This window comes from Bacillus sp. EB106-06-01-XG163 (assembly GCF_058791615.1).
In genome coordinates this window covers 211,383-233,627 of sequence record NZ_JBYTDS010000003.1, presented here as the reverse complement: position 1 = coordinate 233,627, position 22,245 = coordinate 211,383, and the positions used below count along the sequence as shown (strand labels likewise).

The 22,245-nt window shown below is 47.4% G+C and carries 21 protein-coding genes and 1 other annotated feature; of the genes, 2 read left to right on the top strand and 19 right to left on the bottom strand.

The genetic code is table 11. The annotated features are described in order from the left end of the window. Positions 1-101 precede the first annotated feature (101 nt). The 11 genes from minD to AC3WTF_RS05080 all read right to left on the bottom strand — a co-directional run bounded on the left by minD (position 102) and on the right by AC3WTF_RS05080 (position 11,606). The gene (gene minD / locus AC3WTF_RS05130) at positions 102-905 is read right to left on the bottom strand and encodes a septum site-determining protein MinD (RefSeq protein ID WP_003152655.1); all 804 of its coding nucleotides are present in this window, start codon (positions 903-905) and stop codon (positions 102-104) included. Positions 906-907: 2 nt separating this feature from the next. After that, complete coding sequence (gene minC, locus AC3WTF_RS05125; protein WP_003152653.1) at positions 908-1,588, bottom strand: septum site-determining protein MinC; 681 nt, start codon at positions 1,586-1,588, stop codon at positions 908-910. A gap of 53 nt (positions 1,589-1,641) precedes the next feature. Beyond that, complete coding sequence (gene mreD, locus AC3WTF_RS05120) at positions 1,642-2,160, bottom strand: rod shape-determining protein MreD (protein WP_007408167.1); 519 nt, start codon at positions 2,158-2,160, stop codon at positions 1,642-1,644. Continuing rightward, positions 2,157-3,020, bottom strand: a complete 864-nt coding sequence (mreC, locus tag AC3WTF_RS05115; RefSeq protein WP_007408166.1) for a rod shape-determining protein MreC — start codon at positions 3,018-3,020, stop codon at positions 2,157-2,159. The genes mreD and mreC overlap by 4 nt, the downstream gene beginning before the upstream one ends. 30 nt (positions 3,021-3,050) lie before the next feature. After that, on the bottom strand, positions 3,051-4,064 hold the full coding sequence (gene mreB / locus AC3WTF_RS05110) for a cell shape-determining protein MreB (protein WP_003152647.1): 1,014 nt from the start codon (positions 4,062-4,064) through the stop codon (positions 3,051-3,053). A 91-nt stretch (positions 4,065-4,155) separates the two neighbouring features. After that, positions 4,156-4,851 (bottom strand): RadC family protein, encoded by a 696-nt coding sequence (gene radC / locus AC3WTF_RS05105; protein ID WP_007408165.1) that lies wholly within the window; start codon positions 4,849-4,851, stop codon positions 4,156-4,158. A 31-nt stretch (positions 4,852-4,882) separates the two neighbouring features. Continuing rightward, positions 4,883-5,452 carry a Maf family protein gene (locus AC3WTF_RS05100; protein WP_007408164.1) on the bottom strand — a complete coding sequence of 190 codons (570 nt, stop codon included), beginning with the start codon at positions 5,450-5,452 and terminating at the stop codon, positions 4,883-4,885. Between the two features lie 140 nt (positions 5,453-5,592). Continuing rightward, on the bottom strand, positions 5,593-6,594 hold the full coding sequence (locus AC3WTF_RS05095; RefSeq protein WP_129003631.1) for an SPOR domain-containing protein: 1,002 nt from the start codon (positions 6,592-6,594) through the stop codon (positions 5,593-5,595). Between the two features lie 126 nt (positions 6,595-6,720). After that, positions 6,721-7,473 (bottom strand): prepilin peptidase, encoded by a 753-nt coding sequence (locus tag AC3WTF_RS05090; RefSeq protein ID WP_020956151.1) that lies wholly within the window; start codon positions 7,471-7,473, stop codon positions 6,721-6,723. Between the two features lie 139 nt (positions 7,474-7,612). Next, positions 7,613-8,905, bottom strand: a complete 1,293-nt coding sequence (locus tag AC3WTF_RS05085; protein WP_046702259.1) for a bifunctional folylpolyglutamate synthase/dihydrofolate synthase — start codon at positions 8,903-8,905, stop codon at positions 7,613-7,615. Positions 8,906-8,963: 58 nt separating this feature from the next. Next, positions 8,964-11,606, bottom strand: a complete 2,643-nt coding sequence (locus AC3WTF_RS05080; protein ID WP_044801613.1) for a valine--tRNA ligase — start codon at positions 11,604-11,606, stop codon at positions 8,964-8,966. 58 nt (positions 11,607-11,664) lie between these two features. Continuing rightward, positions 11,665-11,886: a binding site (T-box leader), on the bottom strand. A 172-nt stretch (positions 11,887-12,058) separates the two neighbouring features. Here AC3WTF_RS05080 and AC3WTF_RS05075 point away from each other — a divergent pair. Further along, positions 12,059-12,250 carry a YszA family small membrane protein gene (locus tag AC3WTF_RS05075; RefSeq protein WP_003152639.1) on the top strand — a complete coding sequence of 64 codons (192 nt, stop codon included), beginning with the start codon at positions 12,059-12,061 and terminating at the stop codon, positions 12,248-12,250. 14 nt (positions 12,251-12,264) lie between these two features. Here AC3WTF_RS05075 and ysxE read toward each other — a convergent pair whose 3' ends face one another. From ysxE to hemA, 8 genes are all read right to left on the bottom strand, one after another. Continuing rightward, entirely contained in the window at positions 12,265-13,287 is a 1,023-nt protein-coding gene (ysxE, locus tag AC3WTF_RS05070) for a spore coat protein YsxE (RefSeq protein WP_053104031.1), read from the bottom strand. 33 nt (positions 13,288-13,320) lie between these two features. Further along, positions 13,321-15,165 (bottom strand): LysM peptidoglycan-binding domain-containing protein, encoded by a 1,845-nt coding sequence (locus AC3WTF_RS05065; RefSeq protein WP_326244747.1) that lies wholly within the window; start codon positions 15,163-15,165, stop codon positions 13,321-13,323. 132 nt (positions 15,166-15,297) lie between these two features. After that, positions 15,298-16,587 carry a glutamate-1-semialdehyde 2,1-aminomutase gene (hemL, locus tag AC3WTF_RS05060; RefSeq protein ID WP_053103945.1) on the bottom strand — a complete coding sequence of 430 codons (1,290 nt, stop codon included), beginning with the start codon at positions 16,585-16,587 and terminating at the stop codon, positions 15,298-15,300. A 28-nt stretch (positions 16,588-16,615) separates the two neighbouring features. Next, positions 16,616-17,590: a porphobilinogen synthase gene (gene hemB, locus AC3WTF_RS05055; protein ID WP_150941338.1), complete on the bottom strand. Its 975-nt coding sequence runs from the start codon at positions 17,588-17,590 to the stop codon at positions 16,616-16,618. Positions 17,591-17,595: 5 nt separating this feature from the next. Next, positions 17,596-18,375, bottom strand: coding sequence for a uroporphyrinogen-III synthase (locus tag AC3WTF_RS05050; RefSeq protein ID WP_032866584.1), 780 nt, complete (start codon positions 18,373-18,375; stop codon positions 17,596-17,598). Then, complete coding sequence (hemC, locus tag AC3WTF_RS05045; RefSeq protein WP_007408155.1) at positions 18,365-19,306, bottom strand: hydroxymethylbilane synthase; 942 nt, start codon at positions 19,304-19,306, stop codon at positions 18,365-18,367. Before hemC ends, AC3WTF_RS05050 begins: the two co-directional genes overlap by 11 nt. A gap of 34 nt (positions 19,307-19,340) precedes the next feature. Then, on the bottom strand, positions 19,341-20,171 hold the full coding sequence (locus AC3WTF_RS05040; RefSeq protein ID WP_007408154.1) for a cytochrome c biogenesis protein: 831 nt from the start codon (positions 20,169-20,171) through the stop codon (positions 19,341-19,343). A 7-nt stretch (positions 20,172-20,178) separates the two neighbouring features. Further along, entirely contained in the window at positions 20,179-21,546 is a 1,368-nt protein-coding gene (gene hemA / locus AC3WTF_RS05035) for a glutamyl-tRNA reductase (RefSeq protein ID WP_129003683.1), read from the bottom strand. A gap of 194 nt (positions 21,547-21,740) precedes the next feature. On the opposite strand from hemA, the gene AC3WTF_RS05030 reads away from it, so the two are divergent. Continuing rightward, positions 21,741-22,232 (top strand): hypothetical protein, encoded by a 492-nt coding sequence (locus tag AC3WTF_RS05030; RefSeq protein ID WP_015240316.1) that lies wholly within the window; start codon positions 21,741-21,743, stop codon positions 22,230-22,232. The last annotated feature ends 13 nt before the right edge of the window (positions 22,233-22,245 follow it).

Below are 22,245 nucleotides of genomic sequence, written 5' to 3'. Positions count from 1 at the left end.
TTTGTACATCCTATGTCTTGTCCATTGCAAATATGCGCTCTTGAAAAACAAAAAAGACCTGATAAGCTGGGCTTCATCAGATCTTTGTATTCTGGTATATATTATGAACGCACGCCGAAAAATGACTTGATTTTCGCCATCATCCCTTTTTGCTGCTCTTCAAGCACCTGCAAAGGAACGGATTCTCCTAAAATGCGCCGGGCGATATTGCGGTACGCAATGCTGGCGCGGTTTTTGGAATTCATGGCAATCGGTTCGCCGATATTTGAAGCCCTGATCACTTCATCATCGTCAGCAACGATTCCGAGGAGATCAATAGACAGATGATGAACAACTTCATCCACATCCATCGTGTCACCGTTTTTCACCAGATGATTTCTGATGCGGTTCACGATAAGGCGCGGCGGTTCGATATCTTCCTGCTCCAAAAGTCCGATAATGCGGTCAGCGTCCCGCACCGCTGATATTTCCGGCGTCGTCACAACAATCGCCTTATCAGCTCCGGAGACGGCATTTTTATAGCCTTGTTCAATTCCGGCCGGACAATCAATAATGACATAATCAAATTCCTGCTTAAGCTCCTGCACAAGCGATTTGATCTGCTCAGGGACAACAGCCGTCTTGTCGCTTGTCTGGGCAGCCGGCATTAAATGCAGCAGATCATCAAAACGTTTGTCTTTGACAAGCGCCTGATGCGTCTTGCATCTGCCTTCAATTACATCTACTAAGTCGTAAATAATTCTGTTTTCAAGACCCATTACGACATCAAGGTTGCGCAGTCCGATATCTGTGTCTACCAAACAGACGCGCTTCCCTAAAATGGCTAAGGCGGTACCGAGGTTTGCAGATGTTGTTGTTTTACCTACTCCGCCTTTTCCCGAAGTTATTACGATAGCCTCACCCAATTTCACATTCCTCCCTCAAGCCTTGTTAGATCAGGTCTTAAATGAGCCAATTGCTGAAGGCGTTCAATGACCATATTTCCGTCAGTATCTAAATAAGCACATTCCATGTCGTTCCCTTTTTGAATGTGGTCTGGGGAGCGATTTAACACGTGATTGATCCTCAATTGTGTCGGCATCATTTCTGATGCGGCGATCACAGCCCGGTTATTTCCGTTATAACCCGCGTGGGCAATCCCTTTTAATGAACCGAGAACAAATATATTTCCTCCGGCTCTGATCGTACCGCCGGGATTCACATCTCCGATTAAAAGCAAATCTCCCGTCACGTGAAGCACCTGGCCCGAACGGACGATTTTGGAAACAGAAACAATTTCCTGCTCCTCTTTCATCCGCTGCGCTTCTTCTTTGGCGATGACTTCACTGTCAATTGAATGCACGACTAAATCTTTCTTTGACGCGATCAGATCAGTCAGCTGCTCTGCCTGTTCCTGATACAGATACCGATGCCCGAGTTTAATATGAACACTGATTTTTTGGCCTTTGCCATCAGTATATTGTTCAATCGACAGCATGTTTTGAAGACCATCGAGAAGCTCATCAAAAGAACACGCATCATCCAGATGCAATGTTAAGCCGTTTTTTGTTCCTTTTATTGTTACATATTGCTGCTTTTTGGTCTTCATCAATGTTCACCTCAACAACATACTCTTTTCGTCAAAAAAAGATAAAATCCTTTTTACTCATCTCTTAATTCTTTCTTCAGACTTATATAAAACAGCCTGAAGGGCAGGACTAATATAACGGCTCCCGCAATATTCAGCAAAGCGGTCGGCAAGAACCTCTGAATGACAAAATCGTTAAATGTCATTGTGCCGCTGCGGATTAACGTCTGAATGCCGTAGACGTAAAATTCAAGCACACATACGCTCAGCACCGCGACCAGAATGACCATCAGGGCGTTTGTCTGCAGCACTTTAAACGCTTTGGCCGCCAGATAGCATAAACCGGCAAAACCAAACATATAAACGCCTAAAACACCCGTATAATTGATGTCATAAAGAAATCCGAAAATCAAACCGTAGATCACCGCATGCTTTTGGTTGATATAAGCGGACATAAAAATCAGCGCAAGCAAAAGAAAATGCGGAACGACCTGCTGCTCGACGGAAACGAAAGGAAAACGCACCAGATCCGTATAGATGCTTTCCGCACAAAAGACCAAAATCATAATCAAAGGGAGAAGGAAACGTTTCACGATCCTTCCTCCCCTGTTGCTACGCTTCGGTTCACGACGATGACATGGTCAAGATCGTACAAGTCGGCAGCCGGTTTCACGTAAGCGATTTTCGTCAGGCCGTAAGCATCTGATTCTACATCGGTCACTTCCCCGACCGTCAGCCCTTGAGGAAATACGCCGCCCGTTCCGGATGTCTCCACGAGGTCGCCTTTTTTCACTTCACGTTTTTCATCCGGCTCAAGGATGGTCATTTTCAGAGTCTGTTTCTTTTTATCATACCCTTCAATTAAACCGTAGCCTTTGCTGCCCTTTTTGCCGGAGATTTTGGTGGCCACTCTGTTATTGCGGTCAACATCGCTCAGCAGTTGAACGGCGGATGTGAAACTGTTGAGTCCGCTGCTTTTGATCTTTCCGACCAGCGCACCCTTTTCGTTCGTGACAGCCATGTCTTTGGCCACTTTCTGCTTCGTTCCCTTATTGATCATGATCTGCTTGTACCATTGATCAGGGTTTCTGGCGATAACGGTCGCTAAAATCGGATCATAGTCGGAAATTGATTTGACATGCCCGAGTTCATCACGCAGCTTCTTGTTTTCATCTTTGAGTTCTTGGAGCTTCGCTTCATATTGTGTCTGTCCGTCCAGCTTTTGTCTTAAGCGTTCGTTTTCCTTGTACGTGTTTTTCAGGTCTTTTATGTCCCCGAAGAACCCTGCAAAATATTCGGCAGGCGTGTGAAAAATGTTTTGAAATACTCCCGTCGTATCACCGATCAGCTTTTCAGGCCAGGTGGTATTACGGCCGTTCTTCAGCGAGAATCCAATCATAGCCACCAATATGATAATACACAGAAGTAATAGCATTAACCGTTTGTTCGGCATCGTGATACACCTCTTCTATTTAACTCCTGATTATCTTGTTTTCCCTTTGAAAAGATGGATGTGCTCCAGTGCTTTTCCAGTGCCGATCGCAACACAATCCAGCGGATCTTCAGCGATAAGAACAGGCATTTTCGTTTCGTCGCTGATGACTTTGTCGAGATTGCGGAGCAGGGCGCCTCCCCCTGTTAATACAATACCTCTGTCCATAATATCAGCGGCCAGCTCAGGCGGTGTTTTTTCAAGCGTGCTCTTCACCGCGTCAACGATTGAGAGAACTGTATCACGCAGTGCATTTGCAATTTCCGTTCCCGTGATTTCGATCGTTTTCGGCAGACCTGTCAGAAGATCGCGGCCGCGGATTTCCATTGACGCATTTTCTTCACCGGTTTCTGCTGAACCGATTTCCATTTTAATAGCTTCCGCCGTACGGTCACCGATCATCAGATTATATGTTTTTCTGATATAGCTGATGATTGAGTCGTCCATTTCGTCACCGGCTACGCGGATTGACTGAGACGTGACAATGCCGCCTAAAGAAATGATCGCCACTTCAGTTGTTCCGCCGCCGATATCAACGACCATGCTGCCCGTCGGCTCCCATACCGGAAGATTCGCGCCGATTGCTGCTGCAAACGGTTCTTCAATCGGATAAGCGTCACGTGCGCCCGCTTGTCTTGTCGCGTCGATGACCGCCCGTTCTTCAACGGCCGTAATACCTGACGGCACACACACCATAACGTAAGGCTTTCTCGCAAACAATCCTTTATTTTTCACAGCCTGATTAATGTAGTATTTCATCATTGTCGCAGTTGTTTCATAGTCAGCGATAACGCCGTCTTTCATCGGACGGAGCGCGACCACGTTGCCCGGAGTTCTTCCGATCATGTTTTTCGCATCGTTACCGACCGCAACGATGGACTTCGTATCCGTTTGCAGAGCAACGACAGACGGCTCTCTCACTACGATTCCTTTTCCTTTAACAAACACAAGCGTATTCGCGGTTCCCAAATCTATACCAAGGTCTCTTGTACCAATTCCGAACATATGTATGTATCTTCCTTTCTTAAAGCAAAAATACCCTAAAGGGAAAAACTCATAAAATCTATTATATCTTAAATCAACGAAAAAAAAAGTGTTACAAATATCCTTTTTCCTTTAAACTCACAAATTTTTTGTCACCAATGACCAAATGATCCAGCAGCTCGATGCCGATTAAATTTCCGCACTCAAAAAGCCGCCTGGTTACCTCTATATCTTCCCTGCTCGGTGTAGGATCTCCTGAAGGATGATTGTGAACACAAATGAAGGACGCGGCGGATCGTTTGAAAGCTTCTTTAAACACCTCCCGCGGGTGGACAATAGATGAATTCAGACTTCCGATAAAAACGGTGCGTTTATGAATGACTTGATTTTTGGTATTTAAATATAAACAGACAAAATGCTCCTGGGATAAAAAGCGCATATCCTCCATCACATACTTCGCCCCGTCTTCCGGAGAGCGGATGACGCAATGCTCCCCGGCGGATGTCTTATGAATGCGGCTCCCCAGCTCAATTGCGGCAAGAATCTGAACGGCTTTCACCGTGCCGATTCCCGGAATGCTGGAAAGCTCCTGGGCAGAGGCGCCTTTTAACAGTCGCAGCCCGTCAAACGTCCGCAGCAGCCGGTGAGCGAGGTTCATGACGGACTCATGTTTCGTTCCCGTCCGCAGCAGGATGGCGAGCAATTCATTGTTAGAGAGATGTTCGGCTCCGAAGTGCAGAAGCCGCTCTCTCGGTTTTTCTTTTTCGGGGAAATCTCTTAATTTTAACGGCAGATCACGGATGATCAACCCCTCCTTGTTCCCCTTCCCGGTTTGAACATCAAGCTTTTATATTAAATTCTTTCAAGGCTCTCATTGTTTTAGCGACAGGAAGCCCGACGACAGAATAAAAATCACCGTCTATTTTTTTCACTAAAAGCGCGCCTTTTCCTTGGATGCCGTATGCACCTGCTTTATCCATCGGTTCTTTTGTTTCAATGTAGAGCTGTATGTCGTCTTCACTGAGCGGCCAAAACGTCACTTCCGTCGTGTCACAGAACGTTTCTTTCCGGTCATGCGTCTGAATGCTGACCGCCGTAATAACTTGATGGCTTCGGCCGGAAAGCCTCCGCAGCATGTGTGCCGCTTCTTCTCTGTCATGCGGTTTGCCGAGGCATTCGCCGTCTATGCACACCATCGTGTCAGCCCCGATAACGACTGCATCGGGATTTTCGGCCAATACAGCTCCGGCTTTTTGCTCGGCCAAACATTGGACGTTTTCTTCCGGCGAAAGGTTTCGATTTAATTTTTCTTCTGTGCGGCTTGCAATAATGCTGTAAGGAATCTGAAGAAGAGTAAGGAGTTCTTTTCTTCGCGGAGATTGTGATGCGAGTATTAAGCGTTTTGTCATGATTGTCATCCTTTCAGGGTTTGCTTAAGAAAAAAAGATACTTGTCTATCCTACCAAATCAAACGGGCAACCACAATTTCAGAAAAATAACTTTTTGATGACAAAATAAAAAATCCCGCCGGATGACGGGAAATGAGATACTATTTTACAACACTTAAAAGCTCTTTTTGGGCTTTCCAGCCGGATTCCGAACCCGGCGTTTCCAGTTCTTTCAGCGCTTGAAGCACGGCCTCTTTCTGCTTTTTGTCAGCGGCGTCTGCACCGTCTGCCGCTTTTGCCGCTTCAGCCACTTCCGTTTTTGAAAGATCTTTGCCGGTAATCGCTTTGGCGGAGAGCTCAGATGCTTGTTTAAAAGAGTCTTCCAGTCCTGAATCGACCGCAAAGCTGAGCTCTTTTCCGCCCCAAGCCTCAAAATCATGGTCTATCAGTGTCTGACCCAATTGCTGTGATAGGCTTTTTTCCGCTGCAAGCCCGGCGATCACGTATGTGTATCCGTCTTCTTTAGCCAGAGAGACGGCCGAGTATCCTTTTTCAGTCAGCTGGTCAACAAGCGTTTGCGCTCCTTTTTCTGATGAAAATTTTCCGGCCTGCACCGCATATGTTTTATAGTTTCCCTCTGAAGATTCCGCATCTCCTGTGCCGGCTGTTTCAGATTTGTCTTTAGAAACATCTCCCGCTTTCGCCGTCTGCCCTTGTAAACCTTTGTCAGCTGATGCGGGAGCGGAGGCTTCTTTACTTCCCGACATATTTAAGGCGACAAGGCCGAGCCCGGTGCCTAAAACAGCCGCAACGGCAATTGTCGTGACCGCTTTTTTAACTGGAGAAGACGGCTGCTTTTTTTTCGGAAAATGAGGGCCGTTTTTTTTCTTCTGGTATGGCGGAACGACTTTCGGGTCATCTTCAAATACCTCAGAATTCTTCTCATGATCCCAATTGAAATCTTCTTCTTTCGGATCTTCATGGGATGCGGCGGTCTCCTGCTCCGCCTTTTTTGTTTCTTCCCAATTTAAAAATGTGACGGTTTTCTCCCCGCCTTCTTTCACATCTTCTTGTCCATACATCGTTTCTTCTTGTCCGTTAATGGTTACTTTAAGGGCATTGTTTTTGGCTTTGCTATGCTTTTTGCTCTTCCTTTTTTTCAACGTCTCTTCCCCCTTGCATTCGTCTTGGCCGTACCTTGAACTGATCATGGTTCACACTTTAGCATAGGCGAAAAAAAAAAGAACAAGACTTTTGTCGTCTTGTCCAAAAAACGTTCGCCAAATTTTTCAAGCCCCGCCTGAAGCGAGCTTGATGTAAAACGAAAACAGCTCTTCACCGTATAAATAACTCAAAGCGCTCCCGGCTGAGATGGCCGGCGCAAACGGAAATGGCTGCTTTTTACCAAGCCTGCCCCGGGCTGCGGCACACATACCGTATACGGCTCCGATCATAACGGAAAGAAAGAATGCAATGAGCACGAGCTTCACGCCGAGCGTCAGGCCGATCACCCCAAACAGTTTCACATCACCTGCGCCGATGCCTCCTTTACTGACAAACATGATAAAAACAAGCAGAAAAAATCCGCAAACGGCTCCGGCAAACCCTGCATACCATGAACCCAACGGAGAAAACATACGGCCGGCGATGAAAAGCGGAAGAAAAAACAGCAGAACCTTGTCAGGAATCAGCATATATTGCAGATCCGTCACGGTAACAATCATGAGCAGAGACAGAAATAACAGCGCGACTAACAGTTCTTTTGAGAAACCGAAATGAATGCCTGCAGCCGTGAATAAACACGCCGTCCAGCATTCCGCCGCCGGATACATAACCGATAGCTTTGCACGGCAGTTTCTGCATCTGCCTCTTTGCAGAATATAGGAAACGACGGGCACAAGCTCCCCCCAAGAGAGCGGCAAGCGGCAAAACGAACAGGCTGAACGCGGCGAAATAACCGAAATTCGAAGCGGGATACGGCACGCTGCTGTATAAAAAAAAGAACCGAAAATCAAGCCGAGAAAAAACAGAATTAAAAGCACTCAGACCACACCTTTACTATCAATCTGGCTCAGATTATAGCAAAGAAAAACACCATGACTGAAATGGCTGAAAATATATTTTCAGCATAAAAACACCCGGCAAAACCGTAAAATGGTCCGCCGGGCATCCGAGGGGCTGTCAGATAAGCCGCTTTCTCATTTCTGAAATAAAATATAAGGAGCCGGTAATGATGATGACATCATCCGCCCCGTCTTTTTGTTCTATCCATTCTTTCACACTGTCCGGGTTCTCATCGAAGCTCTTATCCGCTAGACTGCTTGCGTTATAAAGGGCTTCGGCGCTTGAAGCACGCGGAAAGTCAAATGATACAAAGTGAATGGAATCCGCTTCGGTTTCAAGCTTTTTAATCATTTCCTGATACGGTTTGTCTTTTAATGCGCTGAATACGACATGGACGTTTTTACCGGCAAAGCGCTGCCGGATCGTTTCTGTCAGCGTTTCAACGCCCTCTTCGTTATGCGCGCCGTCCGCAAACACTAAAGGGCGGCTTTGAAGACGTTCAAACCGGCCCGGCCACGATGCTTTTTTCAGGCCGTTTCGCATCGCTTCTTCAGAAATGGCTGCGGCTTCCAGGCGATTCAGCCATTCAGCGGCCAATATCGCCAATGCCGCATTCTGTCTTTGGTGAATGCCGATCAGCGACGTTTGAATGTTTTCATAGCATTTCGTTTCCGTTTCCAGCGAAAAGCTTTCACCGGACGGAAGCGCCGCTTCATTAAACAGTCTGCACGTTTTATATAGTGACTGATACGGAGCCTGCTTTTTTTCGGCTTCCGCTTCAATAACGCCGAGTGCTTCCGGCTGATTGACGCCCGTAATGACCGGAATGGAATTTTTAATGATACCGGCTTTCTGCCCGGCGATCTCCTCGATGGTATTGCCTAAAATCGCCATATGGTCATGTCCGATACTTGTAATGACCGACAGGAGCGGATTCACAATATTGGTTGAATCAAATGTGCCGCCGAGCCCCGCTTCAAAAATGACAAAATCGATATCAGCCCGCTTCGCAAAATATAAAAATGCACACGCTGTAATGATTTCAAATTCTGTCACCGTTCCGGCATCGGTCTTATCAAGCTCATCGACTATCGGTTTTATGTCATTAACGAGCGTTCTCCATTCCTCATCAGAAATCGGCGTGCCGTTGACGCTGATACGCTCATTAAACGTAATGATGTAAGGCGATGTGAACGTGCCGACTTTATAACCGGCTTCTTGAAGCACGGAACGGATAAAAGCGACGGTCGATCCTTTGCCGTTTGTGCCCGCCACATGAATGGCGCGAATGTTCTTTTCCGGGTGTTCCAGTTTTTCCATCAGCTTTTCCATACGGAGAAGGCCCGGCTTAACGCCGAACTTGAGTCTGCCGTGAATCCAGCTGATCGCTTCTTTGTACGTATTAAACAATGAAATCCCCTCTTTTATACGACAAGGCGGTTTCTTAGGAAACCGCCCCGCTGTTTTATCAGCCTTTCAGCTCTGCAATCCGCTGCCGGACAGCTTCGCGTTTTGCAGTGTAGTCTTTCTCTTTTCCGCGTTCTTCTTCAATGACATGCTCAGGAGCTTTTTTAATGAATCCTTCGTTGCCGAGTTTTTTCTGAACGCGTTCGACCTCTTTTGTCAGCTTGTCGAATTCTTTTTGCAGACGGGCGATCTCCTCATCAATGTTAATCAGCCCTTCAAGCGGCAGAATGACTTCCGCTCCGGTGACGACCGCTGTCATCGCTTTGTCTGCCGCAGTGATATCCGTCCCGATTTTCAGCGTGCTCGGATTCGTAAAGCGCTCAACGTAAGAACGGTTCTTCTCAAGGCGGCCGGCAATGTCTTCGGTAGCTGTTTTAATGTAAAGCTCAACCTGCTTGCTCATCGGCGTGTTGACTTCGCTCCGGATATTGCGGACAGAACGGATTAATTCAACGAGCAGTTTCATATCCGCCGCTGCCTCTTTATCCGTATGTTCCGGCACCGGAACCGGCCAAGAGCTGATCGTGATTGACTCGCCTTCATGAGGAAGGTGCTGCCAGATTTCTTCCGTTAAGAATGGCATAAACGGGTGAAGAAGACGCATCGTCTGGTCAAGCACGTATGCCAGAACAGAACGGGTTGTTTTCTTCGCCGCTTCATCTTCCCCGTACAGCGGAAGCTTCGCCATTTCGATATACCAGTCGCACACATCGTCCCAGATAAAGTTGTACAGGTGGCGTCCGACTTCGCCGAATTCATAACGATCCGCAAGCTGTGTTACGTCTTCTATCGTTTCATTCAGTCTTGTGAGGATCCACTTATCAGCAACTGATTTTTCACCGGACAGATCAAGCTCGTCATACGTCATGCCGTCCATGTTCATTAATGCAAAACGGGAGGCGTTCCAAATTTTATTTGCGAAATTCCATGTGGATTCCACTTTTTCATAGCTGAAACGGAGATCCTGTCCCGGTGAACTTCCGGTTGCCAGGAAATAGCGCAGGGAATCCGCTCCGTACTTGTCGATGACATCCATCGGGTCCACGCCGTTCCCAAGGGATTTACTCATTTTTCTGCCCTGCTCGTCACGGATTAAGCCGTGAATCAGCACGTCTTTGAACGGACGCTCGCCGGTAAACTCAAGACCTTGGAAAATCATCCGGGATACCCAGAAGAAAATGATGTCATATCCCGTTACAAGAACATCGGTTGAGTAATACCGCTTAAAGTCTTCAGCGTTTTCATCAGGCCAGCCCATTGTAGAAAACGGCCAAAGCGCGGAGCTGAACCATGTATCAAGCACGTCTGAATCCTGTTCCCAATTTTCACTGTCCTCAGGCGCCTCAAGGCCGACGTACACTTCTTTTGTTTCTTTATGATACCAAGCCGGGATGCGGTGGCCCCACCACAGCTGACGGGAAATACACCAATCACGGATATTTTCCATCCAATGCAGGTACGTTTTCTCGAAACGGTCTGGAACGAAGTGAACTTTCTCTTCTTTTGACTGAAGGTCAACCGCAGCATCGGCCAGCGGCTGCATTTTGACAAACCATTGTGTGGACAGGTACGGCTCAACAACGGCGCCGCTTCTCTCACTATGTCCGACAGAATGCATATGGTCTTCGATTTTAAAGAGAACACCGGATTCCTGAAGATCTTTGACGAGTTTTTTGCGGCATTCAAACCGGTCCATGCCGTTATATTGCAGCGCTTTTTCATTCATTGTTCCGTCTTCATTCATGACGAGAATCCGCTCTAAATTGTGGCGGTTTCCGAGTTCAAAGTCATTCGGGTCATGGGCAGGCGTGATTTTAACGGCGCCTGATCCGAATTCCATATCAACATAATCATCGCCGACGATCGGAATTTCGCGGTTTGTAATCGGCAGAATCACCGTTTTGCCGATTAAGTGCTTGTAGCGCTCATCTTCAGGATGAACCGCGACAGCCGTGTCGCCAAGCATCGTTTCCGGACGGGTGGTCGCGATTTCAATTGAGCCTGAACCGTCTGCTAACGGGTAGCGCAAATGATAAAACGCGCCCTGTACGTCTTTGTAAATCACTTCAATATCGGATAAAGCCGTTTTTGTGGCAGGGTCCCAGTTGATGATATATTCGCCTCTGTAAATCAAGCCTTTCTCGTACAACTTGACGAATACTTCCCGCACGGCTTTGTTCAGCCCTTCATCAAGAGTGAAACGTTCACGTGAATAATCGAGTCCGAGTCCCATCTTGGCCCATTGGCTGCGGATGAAATCAGCATACTCTTCCTTCCACTTCCACGTTTCTTCTAAAAACTTTTCACGGCCGAGATCATAACGGCTTGTGCCCTGTTCGCGGAGTTTCGCTTCGACTTTTGCCTGAGTGGCGATGCCGGCGTGGTCCATGCCCGGAAGCCAGAGCACGTCATAGCCCTGCATGCGTTTCATACGCGTAACGATATCTTGCAGCGTCGTATCCCACGCATGTCCGAGGTGCAGCCTGCCCGTCACGTTCGGCGGCGGAATGACGACAGAATACGGCTGTTTCGTTTGATCGCCGCCCGCTTCAAAATATTTTCCTTTCAGCCAAAAATCATAGCGGCCTTTTTCAATCGCAGACGGATCATATTTTGTCGGCATTGTTTGTTCGTTTGTATCCATGATAACCCTCCAGCATGTTTAGAAATGGCTGAGCAACTAAAAAAGAGCCTTCATCCTGATAAAGGACGAAAAGCTCTTTCGCGGTACCACCTTTTTTCATGAACAGATTTGTTCATGCACTTAAACGGATAACGGGTGCGGCCCGAATTTCTCTACTGTATGTTCAAGAAATTATGCTCCCGGGCGACCTTCCAATGAGACGGCATAAGAAGCCTTTCAGCACAGTAGCTTCTCTCTCTTCATGCGTCTTTCTTGTACTCTTCCCGTTCAAAGCAGGTGTATTTATATCAGCTCATGATCTTATTTATTATGTTCTTTATTATAGTAAAAGTGTTTTTGATTCGTCAATCATCTTTTCCAAAAACCGCTGCCGTCATACATAAATGGGCATGCACCCCGCCCTTTCCCTTACATACGATACATAGAAAGGCGAATGTGAGGAGGAATTGCCCGTGAGAAAAAAATTCAATTCTTATTCGCTCCCCCAGTGGGCCAGACAGGTCCGCCTTGTATCCGTGCAAGTCATTATCCCGATTACGATCTTTCAGGGGATCAGGACGATTTTCTTTCCGACGACTTTTGATGTCCTGCTGCTTGCCATCCTGCTGTTTTTAGCGTGCGCCCTGCATTTGGAATGGATATAAAAAAACGAGTCCCGTTATGAAGAGGACTCGTTTTCCGCTTTTATTTTTTTCTCCCGCTCAATCTGATGAACCTTCATGAGAAAAGGCTCAACATTTTTCATCTGCCAAAACGCTCTTAATAATTGCGTGCACTCTTCTTTTTCAGAGCCCCTTTGGCCGGTCTGATACCGTTTCAGCACTTTGTACATGGCGGACGGATAAGCCATATAGCTGAGAAACAGACTGATTTCCGCTTCACGGAGCGGGAATGATTTGTGATACGTATAAAACCAGTCCAGACATTCCGGGCATGCTTTCGGATAGCTTCTGAACATTCTGGAGTAAAAGCCGAGCAGGTCGTTTTGCGGAGGGCCCAGCGCAGCTTTCTCGAAATTCGTGAAAAAGCCCGATCCCGCATCATTATACAGAAAGTGGCGGCTCGATAAGCTGCCGTGGTTGATCACCGCTCTCGTCTTGTCATGATCCTTTGCCGCGTCAAACCATTCTTCCAGACGTTCGAGAGCAAAATTGACGGCAGAAACCGTTTCTGTAAGATACGTAACAGCCTGCAGTTCAAAAGGTGAAAGATACCACTCTTTTTCCGCCCGGTCGGCGAATTGTTCATAGACAAGCTTATCATTTTCCCAATCTCTTTTCGTTGCTTCATAAAAGCCGCTGATATCTTCAGTCCGGATTTGGATGTCCCGCACAGTCGCGGAGTGGAGCTTCGCGACCTCTTTAAAAAGGTAAACATGTTTTTGATCCCATTCCTCTTCCTGATCGTACTGAAGCCAAGGCATTAAATAATAAGAATTCTCCGTCTGTCTTCCCGCAAAAAAATCGCCGGCATACGTGCGGCAGATCGGCACAAATGATCGGTAGCCTTTCTCCTCAATCTCAATCATAAGATCCGTAAATTCACTGCTGCGGGCCGGCTTGAGCTGTTTCAAAGCAAAAATGCCGTAGTTTGAGTAGACCTTCCAAACATGCGGGCTGACAGGCTCAATATACTCAGCCGACAGCCCGTATTCCTGAAGCACTGATTGGACTGCTTCCATTCCATTCACCACATTTTTACGGCCTCTTTGTGCTTACGCATGGCTGTTATTATATTCAGGTATATACAGAAGCTGACCTTCTTCAAGCTCGTCATCAAACGATAAAGCATTCGTTCTGATGAGCTGCTGGGATGTTATGTCATATCGTTCACACACCCGGTCGATAGTATCTTGCTGCTGTACGATACAAATTTTCATTCTTGAAAACTTTTCTTCTTCCCTTGTAAATAATTTTGTCAAGTAATGTGAGTTGTCATTTTCCTTCTGCTCGGTTCCCGGTGCAGCTTCTTCATTCTTTCTTTCAGACTTAAGCGGCTCAGGCGGTTCAGCTTGCGCCGGCTCCTCAGGCGGCAGTTTGGAAAACTGAAAAGACAAATCGAGAGGCTTCCCGGTTTCCTCCTCCGGCGGCGCCATCTTCCTTACCTCAATTTCAAACCCTTCTTCATCATGAGCCTCTTCTTCAAGCAGCTTAGGAGCGCTGTAAAACTCCTCTTCCTGCCGTTCCGGAACGAACTCGCGATAAACGGGCGCCTGCTCTTCTTGAAAAACCGCAGGCTCATCTTCGTCTTCTGCCGCCTCATGATCGCTCTGACGGAGAAGCGGCTCGGCCTCTGGCTGCTCTTCTTTTTGAAGGAAGGGCTGTTCCGCAATTTTTGGTTTTTCTGCATGCGGAGTCAGAGTGAACGCAGGGAAAACCTTTTCGATATCATCTTTTGGCTCTTCCTGGACTTCTGCTGAATCATCCTCAAATACAGGTTCATTCCTCACAGCCGACATGATTGCAGGCTCCTCAGCTTCTTCCGGCTCTTCTTCGTGTTGGAAAGAAACGGGAGGAGGAGGCTCAGTAAAGGAAACAGGTTTCGGCACCTCTTCCTGCTCCCTCAGAATCGGGGCAGTCTCCCGCTCTTCTTCTTCCCGCTCCCTCAAAATCGGGGCTGCTTCCTGCTCTTCTTCTTCCCGCTCCCTCAAAATCGGGGCTGCTTCCTGCTCTTCTTCTTCCTGCTCCCTCAGAATCAGGGCAGTCTCCTGCTCTTCTTCTTCCTGCTCCCTCAAAATCGGGGCAGTTTCTTTCTCTTCTTCTTCCTGCTCCCTCAGAATCGGGGCAGTTTCTTCCTCTTCTTCTTTGTGCTCCCTCAAAATCGGGGCTGCTTCCTGCTCTTCTTCTTCCCGTTCCCTCAGAATCGGGGCTGCTTCCTGCTCTTCTTCTTCCTGCTCTCTCAGAATCGGGGCTGCTTCCTGCTCTTCTTCCTCCTGCCTGAGTAAAGGCTGGGTTTCTTCCTCGTTCTTCTCGGTTTCTTGTGCTGCTTCTTTTGATACAGTCAAAGGTATTTCAGGCTCATGGCGTATCATTAATTCTGGTTCGTTTTCGTCCTCCGAATGATGTCCGGCAAGATTGATCATTTCTTCTCTGGCAAATTCAGGCGCCACGTACAGAGGGATCTCCGGCTCTTTTGGCTCGGATTCCTCAAGCAGCCCTTCAATTGCCAAATCAGCCTGAATGGTTAAGATCCTTGAATCCGTCAGCTGATAATCAAAGGCATCGATAAATACGAAAACATCATTGAGGTGGCTCACTTTATTTTTCGGAATCGTAATGTCCACCGGGAAACAATGAATGAGCTCGGCCGTGCCATCCTCCCTCGCCCTCACTTCCTCTACATGCCTCAGCTCCCTATCAAGCTCTTCAAAATGACTGCTGTGATCTATGTTGTACTCGCCAGTAAGTTCTAATGATCCTTTAATTGAGACATAATCATTTACTTCCTGCACCCTGATGTCAGGGTCTAACGAAATCGAAAGTAATTCAGAAACTTCCTGTCCTTTTTGGAAACAGATTGATTCTTCAACAGAAAATTGCAATCGGTGATTATGCGGCAAGTTCATATCCTCCTTTCATCTAATCCATACAATTAGATGTCACTAAAGGTGTATGCCGCAATCCGGGAAAATATGATAATGGAGGCATTGAAAAAAGCCGATACAAGTCTTGCTTGCATCGGCTTTTCTGTATCAGCGGCTGATCGCCTGGAACACTTTCTCAGCGGCTTGAATGGTATTTTCAATATCCTCCATTGTATGCGCAGTGGAGAGAAACAATCCTTCAAATTGAGACGGAGGCAGAAATACGCCTGCGTCGGCCATCCCTTTATAATATTTGGCGAACAGCTTTAAATCAGAAGATTTGGCTGCTTCATAGTTAATGACAGGCTCATTTGTGAAAAAGAAGCCGATCATTGAACCCGCCCGGTTAAACGTGTGCGGAATGCCATGTGCTTCAGCTGCTTTTGAAATGCCTTCTTCAAGCATATCGCCTTTTTTCACAAATTCTTGGTAAGATTCAGGTGTGAGCTGCTGTAACGTCTCAAGTCCCGCTGTCATGGCAAGCGGATTTCCTGACAATGTTCCAGCCTGATAGATCGGACCGCTCGGCGCGATTCGTTCCATAATGTCAGCTTTTCCGCCATACGCACCGACAGGAAGACCGCCGCCTATGACTTTGCCGAGACACGTTAAGTCAGGCGTCACGCCGAAATACCCTTGCGCACAGTTATAATCCACGCGAAAACCGGTCATGACCTCATCAAAAATGAGCAGCGCGCCATACTGTTCCGTCATGTCGCGCAGCCCTTGTAAAAAGCCTTCCTGCGGCGGAACAACGCCCATATTGCCTGCTACCGGTTCAACAATGACCCCGGCAATATCTTCACCGTATTCCCGGAATGCGAGTGCAACGCTTTCCAAATCGTTGTATGGAACGGTGATCGTATTCATTGCTATTCCTTCCGGCACGCCCGGGCTGTCCGGAAGGCCGAGTGTCGCCACTCCGGATCCCGCTTTGATCAGCAGTGAATCACCATGGCCGTGGTAACAGCCTTCGAATTTCAAAATTTTGTTGCGGCCGGTATATCCTCTTGCCAGACGCAGGGCGCTCATTGTCGCCTCTGTGCCGGAGCTGACCATCCGCACGATTTCAACAGACGGCACACGGTCAATGACCAATTTGGCCAGTTCGTTTTCCACTTCAGTAGATGCTCCGAAACTTGTCCCGTTCTCGGCTACTTTTTTCAGGCTTTCAACGACCCGGTCGTTCGTGTGGCCCAAAATGAGCGGCCCCCAGCTCAGGACGTAGTCGATATATTCATTGCCGTCAATATCAAATATTTTCGATCCTTTTCCGCGCTGCATAAAAATCGGATCCATATCGACTGATTTAAACGCGCGCACCGGGCTGTTCACTCCGCCCGGCATCAGTTTCTGCGCTTCTTTAAAAGCGGCTTTTGATTTTTCATAGCTTCTCATCTGCCTCAGCTCCCGTCAAATGAAATCGTTACTCAGCAAGCCATTTTGCTGCGTCTTTTGCATGATACGTCATAATCAGATCGGCTCCTGCACGTTTCATGCCCGTTAAAATTTCCAGCACCATTTCTTTTTCTTTAATCCAGCCGTTTTGGGCTGCCGCTTTCACCATGGAATACTCCCCGCTCACATTATATGCGACCAGCGGCAGGTGATGGCGGTTTTTCACATCACGCATAATATCTAAGTATGACATAGACGGTTTGACGATTAAAAAGTCAGCGCCTTCTGCCGCGTCTGATTCAGCCTCACGGAGCGCTTCCAAGCGGTTGGCCGGATCCATCTGATATGTTTTTCGGTCTCCGAACTGCGGCGTGCTGTCAGCCGCGTCGCGGAACGGACCGTAAAATTCACTTGAATATTTCACGGCATAAGACATGATCGGAATATTCGTGAATCCTTCTTTGTCGAGCGCTTCCCTGATCACTGTGACAAAACCGTCCATCATATTTGAAGGAGCGATGATGTCAGCGCCGGCTTTGGCCTGGCTGACGGCTGTCTGAGCCAGCAGTTCAAGCGACTCGTCATTGAGGATTTCTCCGTCTTTCACGACGCCGCAATGGCCGTGATCCGTGTATTCACAGAGACACGTATCAGCGATTACGATCATTTCAGGATAATGCTTTTTAATTTCAGCAATCCCTTTCTGCACAATGCCGTGATCATGAAAAGCCTGGGTTCCGCAGGCGTCTTTTTCTTCCGGCACGCCGAAAACGATGACCGACTTAATGCCGAGCGATATCAGCTCAGCCATTTCATCCTTTAACAAATCGAGTGATACATGATAAACCCCCGGCATGGAAGGAACTTCTTTTTTTCCTTCGAGTCCTTCAACGACAAATAACGGGTAAATAAAATCTGAGGGGTGAAGACGTGTTTCTTTTACTAAATCTCTCATCGCAGCGTTCGCGCGCAAACGGCGGTGTCTGTTAAATGTTTGATTCATCATTATCAATCCTTTCCCGACATGCTGCACATGACGTCCAGCATGCCTTCAATCGTATAAGTGTCAGGCACATGGGATGAGATCCCGTATTCCAAGAGCGCTTTCTCTGTCAAAGGGCCGATGCTGATATAGCTCGCACCGCTGTTTTCCCACGCTTTTTCTCCGTCTCCGACCGCGTGCATAAACGTATGCACCGCCGATGAGCTGGTAAACGTAATAAAATCAAAATGAGAGCGGGATGCAGCCCGTCTCAGCTCGTCCATGCCTTTTTCATCCTGAATGGTATTGTATAACACCCATTCCCTTATTTGATAGCCATGCGGCTCAAGCTCCGCTTTTATGACATCGCGTGATAAATTGCCCTTTATCACTGAAATGGGTTCGGCAGCTGATGCGTGCCGTTTTAAAGTATCAGCCAGACATTCCGCCACATACTCGTCAGGCATCGCATCCGTCCGGGCTCCCCGCTCTTTCAGGGCGCGCGCAGTCTTTTCACCGACGGCTGCGATTTTTTTCCGTCCCGAAAGCGCAAGACCGTGACGATCAAGATAGGAAAAAAAGAACCGGACACCGTTTACGCTTGTAAACACAAGCCATCCCGGCTCAGAAAGGTCTTCCCGCAGACTGTCCGCACATTCATCCGGGAGCGCTTCCTGAAAAGCGATCAGCGAAGCGGAAACAGCCGTTCCGCCGAGCGCCTCTACTTTTTTTCGGAACGGAGCGGCCTGTCTTTTGTTCCGAGTGACAAGCACGGTCTTTCCTTGTAAAGGAAGGTCATTTGCCATCCTGATCGAGCTCCTGTTTCACGCTGTCGATTAGTGCTTTGGCTCCTTTTTCAGACATCATCGCCGCACAGCGTTTTCCGATTTCTTCCGGATCATGTCCCGCCGCTGTTTCTTTATAAATCGTCTTTCCGTCCGGAGACGCGACAAGACCGACCAATTCAACCTCATCCCGGTCATTGACGGACGCATACCCGGCTATCGGCACTTGGCAGCCGCCTTCCATCGCGTGTAAGAAAGCCCGTTCGGCTGCCACCGTGCGCTGCGTATACTCATCGGTAAATTGCGCAAACAGCTTCAAAAGCTCCTCATCCGACTCTCTGCATTCAATGGCAAGAGCGCCTTGGCCGACCGCAGGCAGACAGCGGTCCGGTTCGAGAAATTCAGATACGACATCATCTTTCCAGCCCATTCTCGAAAGTCCCGCAGCCGCTAAAATAATAGCATCGTAATCTTCCGTTTCAAGCTTTTGAAGTCTCGTATCAATATTGCCTCTGATCCACTTAATTGTAAGATCTGGGCGTTCAGCAAGAATCTGGGCGCTTCTTCTTAAACTGCTGGTGCCGATGATGCCTCCTTCTTTTATGTCGTCCAGCTTTTGATGCCCCTTTGAAATCAGCGCATCACGCGGATCCTCACGTTTCGGTATGCAGCCTATGACAAGACCCTCAGGCAAAACGGCGGGCATGTCTTTCATGCTGTGAACCGCCATATCAATCTCCTGATGCAGCAGCGCCTGTTCAATCTCTTTGACAAACAAACCTTTGCCGCCCACTTTTGACAGTGTAACATCAAGGATGCGGTCGCCTTTTGTGACAATCTCCCGGATTTCAAAGTTATAGGAAGGGTTCAATTCCTTCAGTTTGTTAATCACCCATTTTGTCTGGGTCATAGCCAGTTTGCTCCGTCTGGAACCTACCTTAATCGTTCTCATTTTCTTTCCTCCCGAATCTGTTTGGGCGCGTGCGTTAACTGAACCAATGGAATTGCGACAGGCTTCCGAGCAGGAAGTAATTAATCATCAGCACGAGAAAACATGCTGAATTCCATAACGCCGCCACTTTTCCCTGCAGTTCCTTAATCATTCTGATATATAAATAGTAGCTGTATAAAAGCAGCACAATAAACGAACCGAGCACTTTTGAATCAAACCAGTACAGCGTTTCCAGCGACACATACGCCCAGATCACGCCTAATATCAGGCTCAACAGCAGCATCGGAACCCCGATGACATTTAAAACGTAAGCCATATAATCAAGTTTTGACAAATCTTCAATTCTCAAAAGCCATTTTCCCCACTTTTTCTTCTTTAATAAAGAATATTGAAACTGATAAAGAAGCGAAAAGACAAAAGAAAGGGAAAAAGCGCCGTAAGACAGAATCGCCATTGTAATATGAATGACCAAAAGCTCTGAGACCAGCTGGCCGGAAAAAGCGGCCGAATGCTGATCCGTCGGTGAAAACGTATGGATCGCAATCATCGAGAAACCGATGACATTCGTGAAAAACACGATAAAATCAACGCGCAGAATCTGCGTGACCACAAGTGAGAGCGTGACAAGCACCCACGCATAAAAGTAAAGGGCCTCTGTAATATTCAAGACCGGAAATCTGCCCGTCTGCCACATGAAATAAGAAAGATAGACGGTTTGCAGAGTCCAGACAATAGAAAGCAACCAGAAGGCCATTTTCCCAGCCTTCCGGTTGTGTTGAAGAAAATCTATAAAGTAAAAAAGGACGCTTACTGCATAAATAACAATTGTCGCTTCATTAAGTCTTGCCATTGCTGTATCAATCATACAGCCCTCACTCACTTACAAGCGGACGTAAGCCCGTTTTTGCTTCTGCCTTTTGAAACGAATGAACCGTCTGGCGGTTACCCAGGCTTTTGTCCAGCTGGCGGCCGGCCTCTTCCTCAATATCGAATATCTGCATAAACAGCTTCAGCTTTTCATCTGAATCCGCTTCAGCCGCAAGCTCTTTCGCTTTCAGAATCGGGTCGCGCAGCATTTGGTTAATGATGCTTTTCGTATGTTTGCTGAGAAGTTTTTTCTCTCTTACCGTCAGATGAGGCAGCTTGCGCTCAATGCTCTGCATCGTATCGGACTGGATGGACAGCGCCTTTTCACGCAACGCCGAAATGACCGGCACAACGCCGAGCGTATTAAGCCACTGCTTAAACTCAACAATTGCCGCTTCAATAAACAGCTCGACTTTTTCAGCGGTTTCACGGCGTTCTTGTAAGTTGGCTTCAACGATTCCTTCAAGGTCATCAATATCGTACAGAAAAACACCTTCAAGATCGTTCAGCGCCGGATCGAGGTCTCGCGGCACAGCGATATCCACCATAAATAACGGACGGCCTTTCCGCTGTCTGCCCGCTCTCTCCATCATTTCTTTAGACACGACGAAATCACTTGCGCCTGTCGAACTGATTAAAATATCAGCTTCAGCAAGTGCATGTTCAAGCTGGTTTAAGCTGCGCGCTTCTCCGGAGAAACGGTCAGCAAGCGCTTTTGCCTTCAAAAACGTTCTGTTGATGACCGTTACTTTGCCGATGCCCTGACCGTGCAGGTTTTCTGCGGCAAGCTCGCCCATTTTTCCCGCACCGAGAATCAAAATGTGCTTATTTGACAATGAGCCGAAGATTTTTTTCGCGAGTTCAACGGCGGCGTAACTGACGGAAACGGCATTGGCGCCGATATCGGTTTCAGCATGCGTGCGTTTGCCGACGGTCACCGCCTGTTTAAACAGCTCATTGAAAATGGTGCCGATCGTCTTTTCTGCCTGCGCCGTTTTAAAGCTTGAGCGGACCTGGCCGAGTATTTGCGTTTCTCCGATGACCATGGAATCCAAACCGCACGCCACACGGAATAAATGCTCGATCGCCGCGTCGCTCTCATAAAATTTCAGAAACGGAGACAGCTCTTCTTTCGGCAGCGAGAACCATTCGGATAAAAATGTCTTTATATAATAACGGCCGGTATGAAGCTGGTCGACCACCGCATATATTTCGGTGCGGTTGCAGGTTGACACGATAATGTTTTCAAGAACGCTTTTTTCTCCTTGTAAACGGAGCATCGCTTCTGCAAGCTCATCCGGCTGAAAACTTATTTTTTCGCGTATTTCAATAGGGGCGGATTTATAATCTACTCCCACAACAAGAATATGCATCGCTTTCATGCACCCCCGTACATCGCAATTTATTTATAATCATTCTAACATAGAATTTATTATTTATAATAATTATAACATAGTTTCTTCGGGAAAATGTGAACAGATTTCAAAAATGTTATGCTATAGTATAAAAAGCTCGTTTCCACTGTAATCATCATACTAAAAATCCTTTACTGCGGGTAGGTGACAGGATGAAAAAAACATCAATTTTATTACCGGGACTTCTGCTTGCCGCTTCATTATTCGCATGGCTTCAGAGCGGACAGGTTCACCTGTTTGCGAATCAGGGGGAATGGCCGGTGCTCCTTATGCTTTTGGGTGCCGTGCTCTTGTATCAGGGCAAAAAGGAAGCGGCCGGGCCTCACGTCCTGATCGGCATGCTTCTTTTCGGTATAGGTTTACACTTTTTCGCCAAACCTGAGCTCTCATGGTGGCCGGGAGATTTTGAAATGATTCTCTTCGTCTTCGGATTCTCCTTATTTGCGGCAGCCAGAAAAGAATATGTATACGAAGCGGTTGCCATGATTGGTTTTTCCCTCTTTTTATACTTCTTTAAACAAATTACGGCGTGGCTGGAGTCCGTCCATATTCCGACGGAACACTTCAAAACATACTGGCCGTATGTTTTCATCGGAATCAGCCTTTTATTATTGTTTATCAAGCGGAACAAAACTATACGATAAAACCCAAAACGCA

Excerpts from the sequence above, each read along its gene's own strand:
- AC3WTF_RS05050 (WP_032866584.1), bottom strand. The coding sequence starts at position 18,375 with ATGGCAAATGACCTTCCTTTACAAGGAAAGACCGTGCTTGTCACTCGG.
- hemL (WP_053103945.1), bottom strand. The coding sequence starts at position 16,587 with ATGAGAAGCTATGAAAAATCAAAAGCCGCTTTTAAAGAAGCGCAGAAA.
- AC3WTF_RS05080 (WP_044801613.1), bottom strand. The coding sequence starts at position 11,606 with ATGGATACAAACGAACAAACAATGCCGACAAAATATGATCCGTCTGCG.
- ysxE (WP_053104031.1), bottom strand. The coding sequence starts at position 13,287 with ATGGAAGCAGTCCAATCAGTGCTTCAGGAATACGGGCTGTCGGCTGAG.
- AC3WTF_RS05100 (WP_007408164.1), bottom strand. The coding sequence starts at position 5,452 with ATGACAAAACGCTTAATACTCGCATCACAATCTCCGCGAAGAAAAGAA.
- hemA (WP_129003683.1), bottom strand. The coding sequence starts at position 21,546 with ATGCATATTCTTGTTGTGGGAGTAGATTATAAATCCGCCCCTATTGAA.
- minC (WP_003152653.1), bottom strand. The coding sequence starts at position 1,588 with ATGAAGACCAAAAAGCAGCAATATGTAACAATAAAAGGAACAAAAAAC.
- mreC (WP_007408166.1), bottom strand. The coding sequence starts at position 3,020 with ATGCCGAACAAACGGTTAATGCTATTACTTCTGTGTATTATCATATTG.
- AC3WTF_RS05040 (WP_007408154.1), bottom strand. The coding sequence starts at position 20,171 with ATGATTGATACAGCAATGGCAAGACTTAATGAAGCGACAATTGTTATT.
- AC3WTF_RS05030 (WP_015240316.1), top strand. The coding sequence starts at position 21,741 with ATGAAAAAAACATCAATTTTATTACCGGGACTTCTGCTTGCCGCTTCA.
- hemC (WP_007408155.1), bottom strand. The coding sequence starts at position 19,306 with ATGAGAACGATTAAGGTAGGTTCCAGACGGAGCAAACTGGCTATGACC.
- hemB (WP_150941338.1), bottom strand. The coding sequence starts at position 17,590 with ATGAATCAAACATTTAACAGACACCGCCGTTTGCGCGCGAACGCTGCG.
- mreB (WP_003152647.1), bottom strand. The coding sequence starts at position 4,064 with ATGTTCGGAATTGGTACAAGAGACCTTGGTATAGATTTGGGAACCGCG.